General features: G+C 37.2%; 17 protein-coding genes. 11 read left to right on the top strand and 6 right to left on the bottom strand.

Going from position 1 to position 17,887, the window contains the following annotated elements:
• The first annotated feature begins 167 nt into the window (after nucleotides 1-167).
• The 5 genes from GJU39_RS10110 (at nucleotide 168) to GJU39_RS10090 (ending at nucleotide 4,539) form a co-directional block, all read left to right on the top strand.
• Entirely contained in the window at nucleotides 168-470 is a 303-nt protein-coding gene (locus GJU39_RS10110; protein WP_154280670.1) for a DUF2752 domain-containing protein, read from the top strand.
• A gap of 4 nt (nucleotides 471-474) precedes the next feature.
• Nucleotides 475-846 (top strand): TM2 domain-containing protein, encoded by a 372-nt coding sequence (locus GJU39_RS10105; protein WP_154280669.1) that lies wholly within the window; start codon nucleotides 475-477, stop codon nucleotides 844-846.
• A gap of 219 nt (nucleotides 847-1,065) precedes the next feature.
• Nucleotides 1,066-2,163, top strand: coding sequence for a Nif3-like dinuclear metal center hexameric protein (locus GJU39_RS10100; RefSeq protein ID WP_154280668.1), 1,098 nt, complete (start codon nucleotides 1,066-1,068; stop codon nucleotides 2,161-2,163).
• Nucleotides 2,163-2,906 carry a zinc ribbon domain-containing protein gene (locus tag GJU39_RS10095; protein ID WP_154280667.1) on the top strand — a complete coding sequence of 248 codons (744 nt, stop codon included), beginning with the start codon at nucleotides 2,163-2,165 and terminating at the stop codon, nucleotides 2,904-2,906. The genes GJU39_RS10100 and GJU39_RS10095 overlap by 1 nt, the downstream gene beginning before the upstream one ends.
• A gap of 142 nt (nucleotides 2,907-3,048) precedes the next feature.
• Nucleotides 3,049-4,539 (top strand): tetratricopeptide repeat protein, encoded by a 1,491-nt coding sequence (locus GJU39_RS10090; RefSeq protein WP_154280666.1) that lies wholly within the window; start codon nucleotides 3,049-3,051, stop codon nucleotides 4,537-4,539.
• Here the strand turns inward: GJU39_RS10090 and GJU39_RS10085 are convergent.
• The 3 genes from GJU39_RS10085 to GJU39_RS10075 form a co-directional block, all read right to left on the bottom strand.
• Nucleotides 4,536-5,615, bottom strand: coding sequence for a 3-oxoacyl-ACP synthase III family protein (locus tag GJU39_RS10085; RefSeq protein WP_154280665.1), 1,080 nt, complete (start codon nucleotides 5,613-5,615; stop codon nucleotides 4,536-4,538). The two genes, GJU39_RS10090 and GJU39_RS10085, sit on opposite strands and share 4 nt — an antisense overlap.
• A 78-nt stretch (nucleotides 5,616-5,693) precedes the next feature.
• Entirely contained in the window at nucleotides 5,694-6,347 is a 654-nt protein-coding gene (locus GJU39_RS10080) for a response regulator transcription factor (protein WP_154280664.1), read from the bottom strand.
• On the bottom strand, nucleotides 6,347-8,227 hold the full coding sequence (locus GJU39_RS10075) for a sensor histidine kinase (protein ID WP_154280663.1): 1,881 nt from the start codon (nucleotides 8,225-8,227) through the stop codon (nucleotides 6,347-6,349). The genes GJU39_RS10080 and GJU39_RS10075 overlap by 1 nt, the downstream gene beginning before the upstream one ends.
• A 216-nt stretch (nucleotides 8,228-8,443) precedes the next feature.
• On the opposite strand from GJU39_RS10075, the gene GJU39_RS10070 reads away from it, so the two are divergent.
• Nucleotides 8,444-9,367 carry a hypothetical protein gene (locus GJU39_RS10070; protein WP_154280662.1) on the top strand — a complete coding sequence of 308 codons (924 nt, stop codon included), beginning with the start codon at nucleotides 8,444-8,446 and terminating at the stop codon, nucleotides 9,365-9,367.
• Between the two features lie 38 nt (nucleotides 9,368-9,405).
• Nucleotides 9,406-10,494, top strand: coding sequence for a lipid A-modifier LpxR family protein (locus GJU39_RS10065; protein WP_154280661.1), 1,089 nt, complete (start codon nucleotides 9,406-9,408; stop codon nucleotides 10,492-10,494).
• Here the strand turns inward: GJU39_RS10065 and GJU39_RS10060 are convergent, their stop codons facing one another.
• The 3 genes from GJU39_RS10060 to rsfS all read right to left on the bottom strand — a co-directional run bounded on the left by GJU39_RS10060 (nucleotide 10,495) and on the right by rsfS (nucleotide 13,744).
• The gene (locus tag GJU39_RS10060; RefSeq protein ID WP_154280660.1) at nucleotides 10,495-11,139 is read right to left on the bottom strand and encodes a LutC/YkgG family protein; all 645 of its coding nucleotides are present in this window, start codon (nucleotides 11,137-11,139) and stop codon (nucleotides 10,495-10,497) included.
• A 94-nt stretch (nucleotides 11,140-11,233) separates the two neighbouring features.
• Nucleotides 11,234-13,342, bottom strand: a complete 2,109-nt coding sequence (ftsH, locus tag GJU39_RS10055) for an ATP-dependent zinc metalloprotease FtsH (RefSeq protein WP_154280659.1) — start codon at nucleotides 13,340-13,342, stop codon at nucleotides 11,234-11,236.
• A gap of 27 nt (nucleotides 13,343-13,369) precedes the next feature.
• Nucleotides 13,370-13,744, bottom strand: a complete 375-nt coding sequence (gene rsfS, locus GJU39_RS10050; RefSeq protein ID WP_029281534.1) for a ribosome silencing factor — start codon at nucleotides 13,742-13,744, stop codon at nucleotides 13,370-13,372.
• Between the two features lie 44 nt (nucleotides 13,745-13,788).
• Here rsfS and GJU39_RS10045 point away from each other — a divergent pair, with 44 nt between their 5' ends.
• From GJU39_RS10045 to pfkA, 4 genes are all read left to right on the top strand, one after another.
• Nucleotides 13,789-14,577, top strand: a complete 789-nt coding sequence (locus GJU39_RS10045) for a biotin--[acetyl-CoA-carboxylase] ligase (RefSeq protein WP_154280658.1) — start codon at nucleotides 13,789-13,791, stop codon at nucleotides 14,575-14,577.
• Complete coding sequence (locus GJU39_RS10040) at nucleotides 14,574-15,023, top strand: protein-disulfide reductase DsbD domain-containing protein (protein WP_154280657.1); 450 nt, start codon at nucleotides 14,574-14,576, stop codon at nucleotides 15,021-15,023. Before GJU39_RS10045 ends, GJU39_RS10040 begins: the two co-directional genes overlap by 4 nt.
• Before the next feature lie 144 nt (nucleotides 15,024-15,167).
• Nucleotides 15,168-16,859, top strand: coding sequence for a protein-disulfide reductase DsbD family protein (locus GJU39_RS10035; protein WP_154280656.1), 1,692 nt, complete (start codon nucleotides 15,168-15,170; stop codon nucleotides 16,857-16,859).
• The gene (gene pfkA, locus GJU39_RS10030; protein WP_154280655.1) at nucleotides 16,856-17,839 is read left to right on the top strand and encodes a 6-phosphofructokinase; all 984 of its coding nucleotides are present in this window, start codon (nucleotides 16,856-16,858) and stop codon (nucleotides 17,837-17,839) included. Before GJU39_RS10035 ends, pfkA begins: the two co-directional genes overlap by 4 nt.
• Nucleotides 17,840-17,887 lie beyond the last annotated feature (48 nt).

The following is a 17,887-nucleotide window of genomic DNA, read 5'->3' as shown; positions in this document are numbered from 1 at the left end:
ATTCTTTAATATTAACCGCGAATTATGTTAAAGGTTTTTTAAGTTTGTACGAAGTTTGTTCGCATGCAATTCCCGATTCGTCGGTTTATATTTACAGTTGGTCGAATTTGCATCTAATCCTGTAACAAAGCACATCTCAAATCCTCTAAAACATATAAATTGAAAGCATGAGATACATTAAAAACTTCCCGTTAGAACTAGCGTTCTGGGTGATGGCTTTAGTGTTACTGGCAACAGCAAACGGTCATGAGCATCACTTTACACTTTGTCCGCTGGCCAATTTAGGCTACGAAGGATGGTGTCCGGGATGCGGGTTGGGAAGGTCGATTAGTCATTTCTTTCATGGCGAATTTACCGAAAGCTTTTCCGAACATTGGTTTGGGTTTCCGGCACTTTTGATTATCGTTTACAGAATTTATACGTTGATTAAGAATAAACAAAAATTTAAAACATTAACCACAAATACATAAAACCATGGATATATTTCAATCTCCTTTAATGTCGTTACCAGGTATAACGCCAGAAGAATATGCATACTTACAGCAAGCCACCACAGGTTTAACTGAGCAACAATTGCGCAACTTCCTCATGATTTACGGAAGCAGAAGAAAACAGCCTTCAGAGCTTTTGTTATTAGCCCTAATCGGATTTTTAGGTTTCGCAGGGATTCACCGCTTTGTTATCGGGCAAATTGGAATGGGTCTTTTATACTTTTTCACTGGCGGATTATGTATGATCGGTACGATTGTAGACGTGATCAACCATAAAAGCCTGGCCTTTGAATATAACCAGAAAGCAGTTTTCGAAAGCTTGCAAATGGTTAGAATGGGTGGCGGATTTCAATAAATAGATCAAACCAACGAAGCATCCACGGTGAATAAATTCATTTTTCAAATTTGATAGAGCAAAGGCAGTATCCTTTTTTAAGGATCTTATGCCATACACTACAAGTCCGCACCCGATGAAAATCGAGTTTGCGGACTTTCGTTTCTATTGGGGTTTTAAATAAAGAGGTCTTCGATATTTCCTTCCAAACCAAAACCCTAAAATTTCTATATTTATGCCATGAAATTATCCGAAATTACCAATTACCTAGAAAGTATTGCACCGCTGAATTACCAGGAAGATTACGATAATTCGGGGTTAATTGTTGGCGATCCGAATATGGATGTTCGTGCAGCATTGGTTGCTTTAGATTGCATTGAAGCCATTGTTGATGAGGCCATTTCTACAGGCTGTAATTTAATCATTACCCACCACCCTATTGTTTTTAAGGGCTTGAAAAAGCTAAACGGGAAAAATTATGTAGAACGTGTGGTATTAAAAGCGATCAAAAATAATATCGCTCTGTATGCTATCCATACTAATCTTGATAGTGTACATACCGGCGTAAATGCCCGCATTTGTGAGCGGCTGGGCCTGAGCGGAACCAAAGTGCTTTCTCCTAAAACAGGCCTATTGAAAAAGCTGGTTACCTATTGTCCACAGGCGCAAGCAGAGCAACTGCGTTCAGCATTATTTTACGCAGGTGGAGGAAACATTGGAAACTACAGTGAATGCAGTTTTAATGCAGATGGTTTTGGAACTTTTAAAGGAAATGAAGCTTCAGATCCTTTTGTGGGCGAAAGAGGTGTTAGGCATCAGGAGGCTGAAACCAGGATAGAGATCGTTTATCCTATCCAGGTGGAAAGAAAGATTTTACTCGCACTTTTTGAAAACCATCCTTATGAGGAGGTGGCTTACGATATTTATAAACTGGAAAATAAACATCAGTTGGTGGGATCTGGCATGTTGGGTTGGCTGGAATACGATATGGATGCCTACGATTTTCTTCACCTTGTGAAAGACAGAATGCAGGCAAAAGTAGTTAGGCATACTGCAGTTACCGGAAAAAGAATTAAAAAAGTAGCTGTATGTGGTGGCTCCGGAAGTTTTCTTTTAAAGGAGGCAATTGCGGCAGGTGCCGATGCTTTTATTACGGCAGATTTCAAATATCACGAGTTTTTTGATGCGGAGGAAAAAATCATCATTGCCGACATCGGACACTTTGAAACTGAACAATTTACATCAGATTTATTGGTTGAAATTATTCAGAAAAAATTTACTAACTTTGCAATCCGTTTAACGGAGCAAAATACAAACCCCATAAATTACTTGTTTTAATGGAACAAACCGTAGAACAAAAGCTAAAAGCTTTATACGAATTACAAAATATCCACACCAAAATTGATAAAATCCGTCAGGTACGTGGCGAATTACCAATGGAAGTTGCCGATTTAGAAGATGATGTTTTAGGATTAGAAACCAGAATTTCAAAAATTAAAGCTGAGCTTGATGACCTGGAGGATTCAATCGTAACGCGTAAAAATACAATCAAAGACGCTCAGTCTTCTATAAAAAAATACGATACTCAATTAAAAGAAGTTAAAAACAACCGTGAATACGATGCTTTAACCAAAGAAATTGAGATTCAAGGCTTAGATATCCAGGTTTCTGAGAAAAAAATTAAAGAACACGGTTTCGAAATCACTTCTAAAACTGAAATCTATGAAGCAGCAAAAGCTGAATTGGATGGAAGAAAAAAAGATTTAGAGATTAAAAAAGGAGAGCTTGGTGTAATTACATCTGAAACTGAAAAAGAAGAGCAGGATTTACAAAAGAAAGCAGATAAAGCAGAGCCTCAAATTGAGGAACGTTTATTGGTGGCTTATAAACGTTTACGCAAGAATGCGGTTAACGGTTTAGCAGTTGTAACTATCGATCGTGATTCATGTTCAGGTTGTTTCAACCAAATTCCACCTCAACGTCAGTTAGATATCCGTCAACGTAAAAAAATTATCGTTTGCGAGCATTGTGGCCGTATCCTTGTTGATGAGGCTTTAACACATGAAGTAGCTGAAGGTTAATTTCAAATCTTTATAATATAATAGGAAACGTCTCGACTGTAATCGGGACGTTTTTTGCTTATACACAAAACAAGAATAATATTTAAGCGTTAAGCATATTGAGCAGTTTTTGATTGCTCCGATCAAATGAACACCATCAACAATGATTAAAAATTACCGTTTTATTGTTCTTTCTGCGCTATTCATATTTTCATCTACGTCGCTTTTTGCAAACTTCGATTTTAATGCCAACTGCCTTAAAGCCTATAAAAGCATTTTTGAATTAAAGCTTGGCAACGCCAGGGCATACATATCTACTGAAAAGAAGCAGCATCCTAAGAATGCGATTATCCCGCTATTGGAAAATTATGTAGACTATTTTACAATCGTTACTTCAGAAAGCAAAGCTGATTTTGACCGGTTGAAGGGAAACAAGTCTGCTCGTTTAGATCAGATTAGTGACGATGACAAAAAGTCTCCTTATTATCTTTATGCCCAGGCTGAAATCAATTTGCAGTGGGCCTTAATCCGGGGCCGTTTTGGAGAGTTTTTCAATGCGGCTATGGAAGTTAAAAAGGCCAATAACCTCCTCCAGGAAAATGTAAAAAAATTTCCTGATTTTCAATTAAATTTTAAGGGCCTTGGTTTAATAAATGCTGTTCTAGGCAATTTACCAGATGGAGCACTCAAAACTGCACTTTCCACATTTGGTATTAAGGGGAATCTTCAAACGGGGCTCAATATGTTTGAAAAACTTACTGATTACTTACCCAAATCTTCTTACGAGCCATTTTATGATGAAGTGGTATTTTATTACGCTTACGTACTTAGCGATGTGGCTCATAGTTCATCGGCCTATGCCAAAACAATGAAGTATACAGAGCGTATCGCAGATACGAGTCTTTTGAAAAGCTATTTACAAAGCTACGTTTGTTTAAAAAATGCGCATAACGATGAAGCGATTCAAATTTTATCTAAAAAGCCGGAAGGCGGAGTTTATCAGCCATTTCCATACCTCCATTATCTGGAAGGCGTGGCGCGCCTCAACAAATTAGATCTTAATGCAGGCGTTTATTTTAATCGCTTTTTGCAGTCGAATAAGGGCGTAAATTATGTTAAAGACGCAAATCTTCACCTTGCCTGGATTTCGCTCTTAAAAGGTGATAAAACAGGCTATAATTCATTAGCAGCCAAGGCTGTAAATAATGGCTACCTCTATACTGAAAAGGATAAGCAGGCTAAAAATGAAGCAGCCGCCCCGTTGCCACCTGTTGATCTTTTAAAAACCAGGTTATTATTTGACGGGGGATACTTAACTAAAGCCCTTCAAGTGCTGGCTGATAGACAAACTTCAGATTACACAAGCGATAAAGACAAGGCAGAATTTAATTACAGGTTAGGCAGGGTTTATGACGGTTTAGGTAAAGATGATCAGGCGTTGGTTGCTTATCAGGCATCGATTAATCAGGGTAAAAACTTAAAATATTATTTCGCTGCAAATGCTGCGGTGCAGATGGGTAAGATTTACGAAAAAAAGAAAAATGCTGTAAAAGCAAAAGAGGCTTTCAATACGGCCATAGCCATGAAAAATCATGAATATGAAAACAGTATTGAAAGCCAGGCTAAAGCAGGTTTAAAAAGGCTGGCTAATTAAAACCGATACACAAATGCGTTAATGTGCATTCCGGCACCAACCGAAGCAAAAACGGCAACGTCTCCTGCTTTAACTTTATATCCTTTAACTTCTTCTTTTAAAACCAGATCCAGTAACGTTGGTATAGTTGCAACGGAGCTATTGCCTAACCATGATATGGTCATTGGAACCAGGTTTTCAGGAACTGTATCTTTTCCATATAGTTTAAACAGGCGTTTCATAATGGCAGTGTCCATTTTGCCATTTGCCTGATGTACAAATACAATGTTAACATCATCAACACCTAACCCGGCTTTATCAATCGCTTTTTTAATAACCTGAGGAACCTGTACAACAGCAAACTCATATAGTTTACGGCCATTCATTTTCAAATAAAAGTTTCCGGTTTTTTCTTCCGGGTGTGAACCTTTGCCCATGGTAAGTAAGTTACCGTAATTTACGGCATGGGTTTCGGTTTTATGCGCTAAAATGCCCGCTTTTTCCTCTTCCTCTTCTCTGCCTTCAAAAATCACTGCGCCTGCTCCATCAGAAAAAATCATGCTGTCGCGATCATGCGGATCAATGATCCTGCTTAAGGTTTCCGCACCAATTACCATAACGCGCCTGGCATCACCACTTTTAATAAAGTAATCTGCTTGTATAGATCCCTGAACCCACCCAGGGCAACCAAAAATAATGTCGTAAGCAACACAGTCTGGATTTAATATCCCTAGTTGTTGTTTTACTTTAGCCGCCAGTGATGGAAGAATATCAACTCTATTACTGCCTAATGGAATGTCTCCAAAGTTGTGACAGAAGATAATGTAATCTAACGTTTCTTTGTCAATCCCTGCATTTTCGATAGCCTTTTCTGCAGCTATAGCACCAATGTGATTGCTTAACTGCTGATCACTGATGTATCTTCGCTCAACGATTTCGGTGATTTCAGAAAACTTATGGATAATCTCAGCATTTTCTTTTTCAATGCGATTTCCATTTTCAAAAAAAGTCGAATTTAGGAATTCATTACCAGAAATTATATTTTCAGGGATGTAACTTCCTGTACCGGTTATTACTGTATTTATTGCTTTGCTCATAATTATAATACCGCATACTAAAACGGTATGTAGTATAAAAATATCAATTATATTCGAATATCGAAAATAAATAAAAATTTAGCGATGCTTATTTTCAAGTGCAAATTTTAATAATCCGGTTTTGCCAGTTACATTTAACTTCTGTACCATGTTTTTCCGGTGCGTATCAACGGTATTTAAACTGATAAATAATTTTTGCGCAATTTGCTGTGAAGTATAGTCATCGCTAATCAATTTTAGAATTTCCATCTCCCTTGAAGTTAAATTATGGCTCTTTTGGAAATGATCGTCAACGTTATAATTAGAAGCCGATTGAAGGTTAGATTTTGTCTTCTCAAAAAAACATTCTCCCAGCTTAATTTCTGAAATAATCTTGAATAAGCTGTCTGCATCTGTATCTTTTTGGATAAAGGCCTTCACTCCTATTTCTTCCAGTTTAGTGGCCAGTTTTGAGGTATGATACATTGATAGCACCATGATCTTAACTGAGGGAAACAACTGTCTAATTTTTTCACATGCAGTTTCACCATCCAGAACAGGCATATTTAAATCAATGATGAGTATATCCGGTAAATGGTGATTAAGCAGATGTAGAATTTCTTTTCCATTTGCAGCCACCCCGATTATTTTAAAATTAGGATGTTTGGAAAGAATTGCACATAATCCTTCCGCAAATAGTTTATGATCATCTGCGATCATTAATGTAATGAGGTGTTGTTCTTTACTTTCCATTATTTAATTGGAATATCTATTGTAGTTGTGGTACCATTTTGATTGCTGTCAATCTGAATTTTTCCATTTAGGTATTTCACCCTTGAAAGGATATTTTGAATTCCAAGGCCTTTTTTATCTCTATCCGGATTAAAACCAATACCATTATCTTCTGCCATAATATTGATTCTTTCATTAAACGACAAAATCTGTATGGTTGCTTTTGAAGCGCAGGAATGTCTGATAATGTTATTAATTAGTTCATTAATAATGCGGTATATGGTTATTTCCATGGTGCTTTCCATAGGCTGATCTACCTGGAATACAAAATCGAATTTAATTTTACCGGATTGGTTAAGGGTGATGAAATGTTCTTTCAATGTTTCGATTAAGCCAGATTGTTCAAAATTTTTAGGCATGAGATTGTGTGAAATTTCTCTTAAGTCAAAGCAGGCTTTTTCAATCATCCCAATTGTCCGATCATAAAAAACTTGTTCGCCAGCAGTAAGCTGCAAAACCTTATGCTGAAAAGCTGTAATGTTTAGTTTGATGATTGAAAGTGTACCACCAAGATCGTCATGAAGATCCCGCGCCAAACGGGTTCGCTCATCTTCCTGTGCGTTGAAGATTCCATCTGCTAAGTCTACCTGATGTTTGCTCTTTTCTTCTAGCAGAATCTCTTTTTCTTTTTTAAGAAAATTGTAACGTTGTGTAAGTGCGAAAGAAAGAAATATAATTTCTGCTGTTAAACCTACTACTAAACCATTTGGCTTCAATAAATTAAAGTTTGTAATTCCCAGCGTATTAAAAATGTAGTTGAATACGCCAAATAAGAGCATCACTGTTGCTATAAAATAATACCAGCCTAATTTATACCCCGCTTTAATTCTTTCCACTACACAAATAATGATGACAATTACGGTGAGAAGAGCTAAAAAATTATTGATATAGAAAACGATTTTTTCGAGAATTATAAACGACTTAAAGCGCATTAATACAGGAATGATTGCCATGCTCCAGCAGAAGCGTTTATAGTAATTAGTAAAGCGGAACATCCTGCTGTTTGATTCGTTTTGGTCCACAAAAAGTTGCATTACCTGAATCAATAATCCACAGCTAAGTGATGCCATAATTAACCGCATATAATCTTGAAGACCCGGAAAGTTAGGATAAACCCATTGGAAAGCGAGTCCTTCCTCTTCGAGGATAAAAATGAGCATGCAGAAAATGTAAATGGCATAATACAGGTGAATATTATCCTTAACTGATACAAAAAGCAGCAGGTTGAAGATCATTGCAAATACAAACACGCCTGTATAAAAGCCAAATAATGTATGTAGTGGAATTTCTGCCTGAACAATATCTACGTCGCGTCCTATTGACATGGGCATATATAAATTCTGGCCCCGTTTATCGGCCCATAAAAAGAAAGTAGCCTTTTCATGAGCCATTAGTATTATGGGATAGATAAAGCTGCGGTTGCGATAAGGACGTTGTTTGAAAGGAAAATGGTCGCCTGTTAATCCGAATGGATAAATTTTTCCGAGATGATCTAATTTATATAACTGGAGTTGATTGATACCGGAACTGTGCTCTTTAAACATCAGGTGGACCGCTTGATCCAATGTATTCTCCACATCGAATGCGATCCAGTAATAAGATTCTGTATAGCCTTTGCTAAATACTTTTCCCGGGGTTAGTGGAATTAGTTTATTAGCTGCTTTATAGTTGATGAGAGAATCGATGCTTAGGTTTAAGTTCTTATCCTCGTAGAAATACCCATGCTTACTGATGCTGAATTTCTTAGCAGTGTCAATCAATATCGGATGCCCGGTTTGAGCAAAACAAAATTTTATGGGGAGAAATAAGATTAAGATGAGTTTAAATAATTTTTTATTCATCTGTGAGAGCGTTTGCTAGTAAAAATATCAAATTTAATATGCATTTGCCTTATAAGCGCTAAAAATATTTCAGTTACTTCTGTGCGAATAGAAGACTTAACTTTTTAAAGGTAAGGTATTTAGCAATCCTGAAATATACCGGATAGTGGGTATATGACGATGGAAATAATGAGACTATTTTTATGGTAATCTCAAACCATCTAAAAAACGCAAATCATGAAAAAGCTCTTAATTGTATTCTTTTATTGCTTATTTATTGGCCAATCTTTCGGACAATCAAATGGAAAAAGCACTGATATTATTGGAAAATCTTTTATAACCAAAACCAGTATTCCGGTAAAAGTTTATGATCCTACGATAAAAGAAGTAATTGATCTCTCTTTCTTGCTCAACGACGGAATTAAATTTTATATCTATGATGTTGTTGAGAATGGTTATGTTCTTTCTGTTTGGAATTATAGCACCAATTTGGAAAAAGAATATTTCTATAAAAATTTACCGAATAGTAATGAAAATAAAATTTATGAACCATTTAATGAGGAGAAACCCAATTATTATAAAATACTAAAATCCGATGTGGGGATTAAATCGAAAGAGATTACTAAAGATAGTCTGAACTTTAGCAAATATAAATACAAAGACCTGGCTTATATTGATTCATGGGCAAATAACGCACATTTTTTTATTTCTCTTAAAGATTTTAATGATAAATGTGAATCTATTTATCCGCATAAAAAAGGATTTACCTGGGGTTTTTTGACGTTACCTATCAAAGCAAGGTTTGGTAATTCGAAGGCTCCGTTTACTTTCGAAGAAAAGATAAATTTTGGAATATCTGCTGGCATAAAGTGGCAACATGTAAATAGGGTATATTCGGCTAGTAATTTACTGGGTGGGGTATCAGTAGGCGGTGTTAAGATCGATAAAGACAATTCTGCTTCTACATTATCCTTTTCTGCGGGATATATGTATCAATATGATGTATTTCAGATTGGCATATTTACAGGGGTTGACTTTATTGATAAATCTGCAGGTGTTAGCTGGGGTTACCAAGGCAAACCATGGGTGGGTTTTGCAATTGGTTTTAGTTTGTTTGGCGAGAATAAAACTACCGTTGCAGGTGAACAAAGTCAGAAGTAAGCTATATTTATTACATATTCAAATTAATAAGCTCTCTAATGAAAAATGCTTTATTTATTTTCCTTTTGGTCATTATTCCGATACTTCGCATAAGTGCTCAGGAATCTGGAACACAGATTCATCGAGCAGGTTTACTGCTTGACCAAGACTACTTTTTAAAGTTTATTAATCCTAATCTCAATCAGGATCGAAATTATACCATGGGTGCTGCTTTAATTTTTCAACATGCAGAAATGGGAGAAAAAGGATGGGTCTATGCTCCACACAGATTTCTGGCCAGTTCCATCTTGGGAAAATCAAATGTTAAAGGGATATCTGACGCGACAATTTTGCTGGCGAATACCACATTTACGCCGGATTATCTAGGAAATTTGCATGATCATGAAAGTGAATATAAACGTAAAAACGACAGGCCCTTTGCCAGTTTAAACTTTATTGGAACGAGTTTAAGTTTATTAAGTAATTCTGGAAATGAATTAACAACCGTTGGAATTAATATTGGCGCTGTAGGTTTAAATGTTTCAAAGGCTGTTCAAACTACTATCCATCGTGATCATTGGTTTGGTAATACATCACCGATTCCATATGGCTGGGAGGACCAAATTTCTGACGGCGGAGAACCAACATTATTAGTTTCTGGAAAGAAAGACTGGTTATTGGTAGGTAAAGGAAATATGCGGAGATACTTCCAGCTAAGTACTAATGCAGAACTTCGTTTAGGTTATTATGTGAGCAGTGGTGTGGGGTTTAATACTAGAATTGGCTGGCTGGATGGTATAAATTGGGGAATCAATAATCTCCCAATAGCCAATGGGACAAATTTTGTTCCTTCTAAGAAAAATCTTTTTGAGTTATTTATTTTAGGTGGAATTAAAGGTAATGGCTGGCTTTACAATGCCCTCTTAATGGGGCAGTTTAATGATAGTCCCTATACTTTAACCTTTAAACAACTAAATAAAGCCACTCTCGATTGGAATTTAGGTTTTGGAACCAAAATACCTACCTGCGGAAGACAGGCACTAAGGTTATCTGCTATGGCTGTTGGACGGTCACCTGAATTTAATACAGTAAGCGAGTTTGAACGATGGCATACATGGGTAAGCTTCCAAGCCTATTACGAATGGTAATCAACTCAAATCATCAATCATAAATACAAAAAGCTCTTTCGGCCCGTGGGCGCCTAAAACCAATGTTTTTTCGATGTCTGCTGTTCTGCTTGGGCCAGTAATGTTACTGATCATCGATGGAATCTGATTCCCGTATTTATTTTTTAATAACTGAAAACCATCTTTAAGGTCTAAAACCAACTGACTGGTTTTTGCAATTACAATGTGGTGGTGTGGAAAAATACTTAGCCTTCTTCCGGCGGCACCCCGATTACTTACCATCACACTTCCATTGCGGGCAATTAGTGCTTCGCAGAGTGTAATGCCGACTTCTGCCTGTTCAAAATCCTTGTCAGTCTGATAAAATGGAAATTCATATTTTGCTAAAAAATCCTGGAGCTCAGGTTCCCAGCAATAGATTTTACGCCATTTAAAACGATCAGCCAGTTGCAGCATATTTTCAAAAAAGTCGATCCCATCTTCACAAAAAATAAAGTTACCAGATATCGCCGTAAGTTGTTCTGCAAATAAAACTTCGAGCTCTTCCGTATTTTTCTTGTATAACGAACTGTCCTCTAAGTTTGGATATGGGTTTTCACGCTTCTCTAAGAGCGCTTTTCTTATTTTTTTTAAGATCTGCTCTTTCGCTGTCGTATTATCTTTCATTGGGATAAAAAAAATGAACCCTTAAACTTTTCAAGGCTCAAGGGTTCAAACATATGTATAATTGTGTTTATATGCAATTTAACGCATCACAATACTAGGCTTTATCTGAGGCAGGATTTAATCCGTTTACTTCTTTATTGATATCTGTATCACTTACACCATCATGAATTAATCCTTCTGCAGCCGGACTTTGATCTCCGGTGCCGTTTACAAACTCATCATAAGTGGTACGGGTATCAAACGGGCGTTTACCTAAAATTTCTTCCAGATCAGCCTGGAATAAAATTTCTTTTTCCAATAACTTTTGCGCCAGTTTTTCCAAACCATCTTGTTTGTCAATAAGCAATTGTTTGGTTTTGATATAAACATCACCAATTAATTTGCGCACCTCAACATCGATCAGTTCTGAAGTTTTTTCAGAATATGGCTTGTTAAAATTGTATTCATTTTGAGGATCGTGAAAAGAAACATTTCCCACAGCCTCATTCATGCCATAAATACTTACCATGGCATATCCAAGCTTGGTAATGCGTTCTAAATCATTCTGTGCACCAGTTGAAATCTTACCAAAAGTAATATCTTCTGCAACACGGCCTCCCATGGTCATACACATTCCATCAATCAATTGCTCAGTAGTGTATAAAAATTGCTCTTTTGGTAAATATTGCGCATAACCTAATGCAGCAACACCGCGAGGAACGATCGATACTTTAACCAATGGATCTGCATGTTCAAGGAACCAACCTGCAATGGCATGGCCAGCTTCGTGATAAGCAACGATTCGTTTTTCTTCTGGAGAGATGATTTTATTTTTCTTCTCTAAACCACCAATCACACGGTCGATTGCATCCTGGAAATCTTGCATATCAACTTGCTCTTTGTTTTTACGTGCTGCGATAAGCGCGGCCTCATTACAAACATTTGCAATTTCAGCACCAGCAAAACCTGGTGTTTGAGCTGATAATTTTTTAGCATCAACTTCTTCAGCTGTTTTGATTGGTTTTAAGTGAACATTGAAAATATGCTCACGGCCAACTAAATCTGGCTTGTCAATAGAAATTTGTCTATCAAAACGACCCGGACGTAATAATGCCGAATCCAAAACATCAGGGCGGTTTGTTGCAGCAAGAATGATAATTCCTGAATCTGTTCCAAATCCATCCATTTCTACTAACAATTGGTTTAATGTATTTTCACGCTCATCATTACCACCCATTACACTGTTTTTGCCACGCGCACGGCCAATCGCATCAACCTCATCAATAAAGATGATACATGGTGCCTTGTCTTTAGCTTGCTTAAACAAATCTCTCACACGTGATGCACCAACACCTACAAACATCTCTACGAAATCTGAACCCGATAAAGAGAAGAAGGGTACCTGTGCTTCGCCGGCTACAGCTTTTGCCAATAAAGTTTTACCGGTACCTGGAGAGCCAACTAATAATGCTCCTTTAGGAATTTTACCACCAAGGTTAGTATATTTTTTAGGGTTTTTTAGGAAATCTACAATCTCCATTACCTCTTGTTTTGCCTCTTCCAGTCCGGCTACATCATTAAATGTAATGTTTACCTGGCTTTCTTTATCAAACAACGTAGCTTTAGATTTACCAATGCTGAAAATCTGACCTCCGCCAGCTCCACCACCGCCCATGCGGCGCATCATAAAAATCCAGAAACCAATTAAAAGTAACAGTGGAAGACCGATGTTAACCAATAACCCAAGGAATGGATTAGTGCGGCTATCTTTTTCTGCCAAAATTGGTTTTTGACCAACAGGAAGGTTTTTCTGAGATTCTGCAAGTTGCTTATCTAAACCATCCATTGTCCCTGCGTTAAAATATACCGTAGGACCAGTGTTTACTGCCGAAAATGTTCCTGTACTCTTATATTTTTTATATTCCGGTTTATTTTTTAAAGCTTCCGGTTTAATATAAACCTCAACCTTAACTAAATCTTCTGATCTAAAAGCAACCAGCCGCTCTACATCTCCTGTCAAAAGCATTTTGCTTTCAAACTCCGGATAGTCTACTTTTTTACCACCATCACTGGAGAACAATAGCTGAGCTGCAATAACAGCAATAATGATCGCTGCATAAATCCAGAAAACGTTAAACTTTGGTCCTTTTTGTGGTTTCTTTGGGATGTTTGGAATTCTTTTTCCCGGTTTTTTACTGTCGTTCGTATTTTGATTATCGTTCATTTGTCTTGTTCAAAATGGTTTTAGAGGTTAAGCGCTTTGGTAATTGGTACTTTCAGCATCTCCCCACAATTCTTCTATGCCATAAAAGTGGCGCTTTTCAGTTTTAAAAATGTGCACAACCACGTCAAAATAATCAAGAATAATCCAATCAGCAGATTCCTGCCCTTCTTTATGTCTTGGATCGGCCTGGGTGGCCTTATATATCTCTTTTTCTACACTATCTGCAATTGCTTTTACCTGAGTGCCAGAATTTGCACTTGCTACAATAAAATAATCTGCTACTGATGTATGAATATTTCTAAGATCTAACCGCACGATATCTTCTCCTTTTTTCTCTTGTATGCCTTGTACAGCTAACTCAGAAAGGTAAGTAGAAAGGGCTACTATTTTCTTTTTTACCATTAAAATGCTTTATTTTTGGAATTACAATATTATAAATTCAACCCTTGCAAAATAACACTTTTTCGACACTATTTGTTGGTCAAAATTTAATCAAATTAAAAGAGGTTGATTCTACTAACAACTTTTTAAAGGATATGTTGTCAAAATCCGAGCCAGTAGCAGAGGGTACTGTAATTATGGCAGACAATCAATTTTCTGGAAGAGGACAGCAGCAAGGTATATGGTACACCGAGCCAGGTAAAAACATCAGTATGAGTTTGTATCTCAAACCTGTATTTTTACCCCTAAGTAAGCAGTTTTATTTAAATATGGCGGTTAGTTTAGCTGCAGGCGAAGGCTTAGGTCAATTTACGAAGAATGGATTCAAGATCAAATGGCCCAATGATATATACTATCTTAATAAGAAAATAGGCGGAATACTAATTGAAAATACACTGACAGGTGCTACAATCAAATCATCTGTTATTGGCATCGGCCTGAACATTAACCAGGTAAATTTCCCGGAAAGCATTAGTAATAAAGCCACTTCCCTGGCACAGATTTTACAAAAGGAAACTGATTTGATAGACATTTTGGAGAAAATCTCCATCTTTATGGAAAAATATTATCTGATATTGAAATCAGGCAACTATGATATTTTACAAAAAGATTACCTTAAGCGATTATACAATCTTGGTGTTAAGGCATCATACCTTTATAATGGAAAGGTTTTTGAAGGTACCATTACCGGAATAGAAGACGGCGGCAGGTTATTAGTAGAAACCCATAACGGGCAGCAAGCTTTCAATTTCAAAGAAATAGAATTTATACACACAAAAATAAACACACAATGAAAAAAATCACCCTTGCGCTATCTTTGGTATTATTTACCATTGCAGGCGCGTTCGCACAAATTGAGAAACCAGTAACCTGGTCTTACGCTGCAAAGAAAGTTAGCAAAACAGAAGCTGTTCTTTATTTAAAAGCAACCATCGAAGACAGGTGGCATATCTATTCTCAAAATGTAAAAGATGGCGGACCTGTAAAAACCACATTTACATTCTCTCCATCTAAAGATTTTGCATTGGTTGGAAAAACGGTTGAGCCAAAAGCAATAGTAAAATATGAAGATACCTTCAAAATGAACGTAAGTTATTTTGAAAAATCAGTGATTTTCCAACAAAAAATAAAACTAAATAAAGCTACATCAACAGTTAAAGGCAAGGTAGAGTTTATGGTTTGTAATGACAGGCAATGTCTTCCACCGGAGGAGATCGAATTCAGTATCCCGGTTAAATAGCTGATAATAAAATATTTACATACACAGTCCCGAATTTTCGGGACTGTTTCTTTTTAAAGTAAAATCTATATGGTGTAGGGCCAATTAAACTTTTCGTTTATAAAATTATGCTTAATTTCACGCCTTAAACACACAAACACACAAATGAAAAAGGTTTTAGTATTAATTCTAATGGCCACGATGTTTATCGCATTGCCAGCCATTAAAAGTTATGCCGTAACTCAGGATACGACGGCAACGGCACCGCCAGACGATGTAGTCTTTACCGAGGTAGGCTCGGCACAAGACAGCGCGGCAAATGAAATTGTAAAAGATTCGGTAAAAACGGATACCCTAAAAACGGCTGTTTCTGCCGTTACCACGAGTAAGAGTGATGCCGATAAACTAACGCTTTGGCAAACCTTTATCAAAGGATTACTTTTTGGCTTCGCAGCGATCTTAATGCCTTGTATTTTTCCAATGCTGCCATTAACCGTTAGTTTCTTTACTAAAAAGGCAGGTAGTAAAAGTAAGGCGGTGGGCCAGGCAGTAATTTATGGTATTTCTATTATTGTTATATATGTAGCCTTAGGGATGCTGGTTACCATTGCTTTTGGATCAGATGCTTTAAATGCCCTTTCTACAAATGGCATATTTAATGCATTTTTCTTCCTCATGCTTGTGGTTTTTGGTGCTTCTTTCTTAGGCGCCTTCGAAATTACTTTGCCAAGTGCATTCGTAAATAAAATTGATGCGAAATCCGATAAAGGCGGATTAATGGGCATATTCTTTATGGCCTTTAGCTTAGCGTTGGTTTCATTCTCTTGTACGGGTCCGCTTATCGGAACTTTATTGGTAGATGCGGCGTCGAAAGGAGATCGTTTAGGTCCGGCGGTTGGTATGTTCGGTTTTTCGTTCGCATTAGCCATTCCGTTTGCTTTATTTGCCTTATTCCCGTCGTTATTAAAATCACTGCCTAAATCTGGTGGCTGGTTAAACAGTGTAAAAGTAGTGTTGGGTTTTATTGAACTTGCTTTCGCATTTAAATTTTTATCTAATGTAGATTTAGCTTACCATTGGAACTTGCTGGACAGGGAAATTTTCCTGGCCATCTGGATCGCTATTTTTGCTTTGATGGGTATTTATTTATTAGGGAAAATTAAGTTTTCTCATGATAGTGATTTACCTTATCTATCTGTACCACGAACATTTTTAGCAATTGTAGTATTTGCGTGGGTAATTTATTTAATACCAGGAATGTGGGGTGCACCGTTAAAATCGATCAGTGCATTTTTACCTCCAACGGCAACGCAGGATTTTGATTTAAACAACTTAACCGCGGCACAACCAGCGGCGAGTGCGAAAACATCCATTAAAGTGAAGAAGTATGCAGAGCTTTTTCATCGCTTGACGCCAAAAGGATTTGATCCTTATTATGATTTTGAACAGGCCAAACAGGCATCGAAAGAATTAGGTAAACCTGTTTTAATCGATTTTACTGGATGGAACTGTGTAAATTGCCGGAAAATGGAGAACAATGTCTGGTCTGATACTGAAGTTGCAAAAAGATTAAAGAATGATTTTGTAATGGCAGAACTGGTGGTTGATGATAAAACAGAGCTGCCTGTTGAAGAACATTATGTTTCTACCTTTAGTAAAAAGAAGATTAACACCATTGGTAAAAAATGGAGCGATTTTCAGGCGGCAACATTTAACAGCAATTCCCAGCCACAATACGTCATTGTTGATGGTGATGGAAATGTTTTAGTACCGCCTCAGGGAGCCGATTATAATCCTGAAAACTACATTAAATTTTTAGACAGCGGAAAGGCAGCTTTCCAGAACAAAAACAAATGAGTAAGATAAAGAATATAGGTGTTTTAACTTCTGGCGGCGATTCGCCAGGTATGAATGCCGCAATAAGGGCTGTGATAAGGGCTGCAATTTATTATGATATAGAAGTAACAGGTTTTATCAGGGGTTATGAAGGGTTGATCAATAATGATTTTATTCCGATGGATAGAAAATCTGTTGCCAACATTATACAACGCGGAGGAACCATTTTAAAAACTGCTCGCAGCGAAGCTTTCAGAACTGTTGAAGGAAGAAAAACAGCCTATCAGAACCTGAAAGAAAGAGGAATTGACGCATTAGTTGTGATTGGTGGAGATGGAACCTTTACCGGAGCAAATGTTTTTGCTAAAGAATTTGATTTTCCAATTGTTGGTTTACCAGGAACGATTGACAATGACCTGGCAGGTACTGATTTCACCATTGGTTATGATTCTGCAATTAACACGGTTATTGATGCCGTAGACCGGATCAGGGACACGGCAGAATCTCACGACAGGCTTTTTATTGTTGAAGTAATGGGACGCGATTCTGGTTTAATTGCGCTACGAAGCGGGATTGGCGTGGGTGCTGAAGCGATCATGATTCCTGAAGCAAATATGAATGCAGATGATATTTTGCATAAATTGGAACATAGCCGGAAAGATAAGTCATCGAAAATAATTATTGTTGCCGAAGGTGACGAAAATGGTGGCGCTTTTAAAGTTGGTGAAATTCTTCAGGCTAAATACCCACACTACGATACAAAAGTTTCAGTTTTAGGACATATTCAACGCGGTGGAAAACCAACCTGCATGGATCGTGTATTAGCCAGCCAATTGGGCGTTGCTGCAGTTGAAGGTTTAATTAACGGAGAACGAAGTGTAATGGCAGGACAAGTGAACAGGGAAGTTGTGTTTACGCCATTTGACCATGCAATTAAACATATTGATGCAGAAAAAGTAAGTTCAAAGTGGCTAAAATTGATTGATATTTTATCTTTCTAATCACCATTAACAGAAAAAAGAAAAGTCTTTCCCGCACCGGAAAGACTT

It is taken from the genome of Pedobacter petrophilus, assembly GCF_009674725.1.
In the GTDB taxonomy this organism is placed as follows: Bacteria; Bacteroidota; Bacteroidia; order Sphingobacteriales; family Sphingobacteriaceae; genus Pedobacter; species Pedobacter petrophilus.
This window is presented reverse-complemented; position numbering and strand designations above follow the sequence as displayed.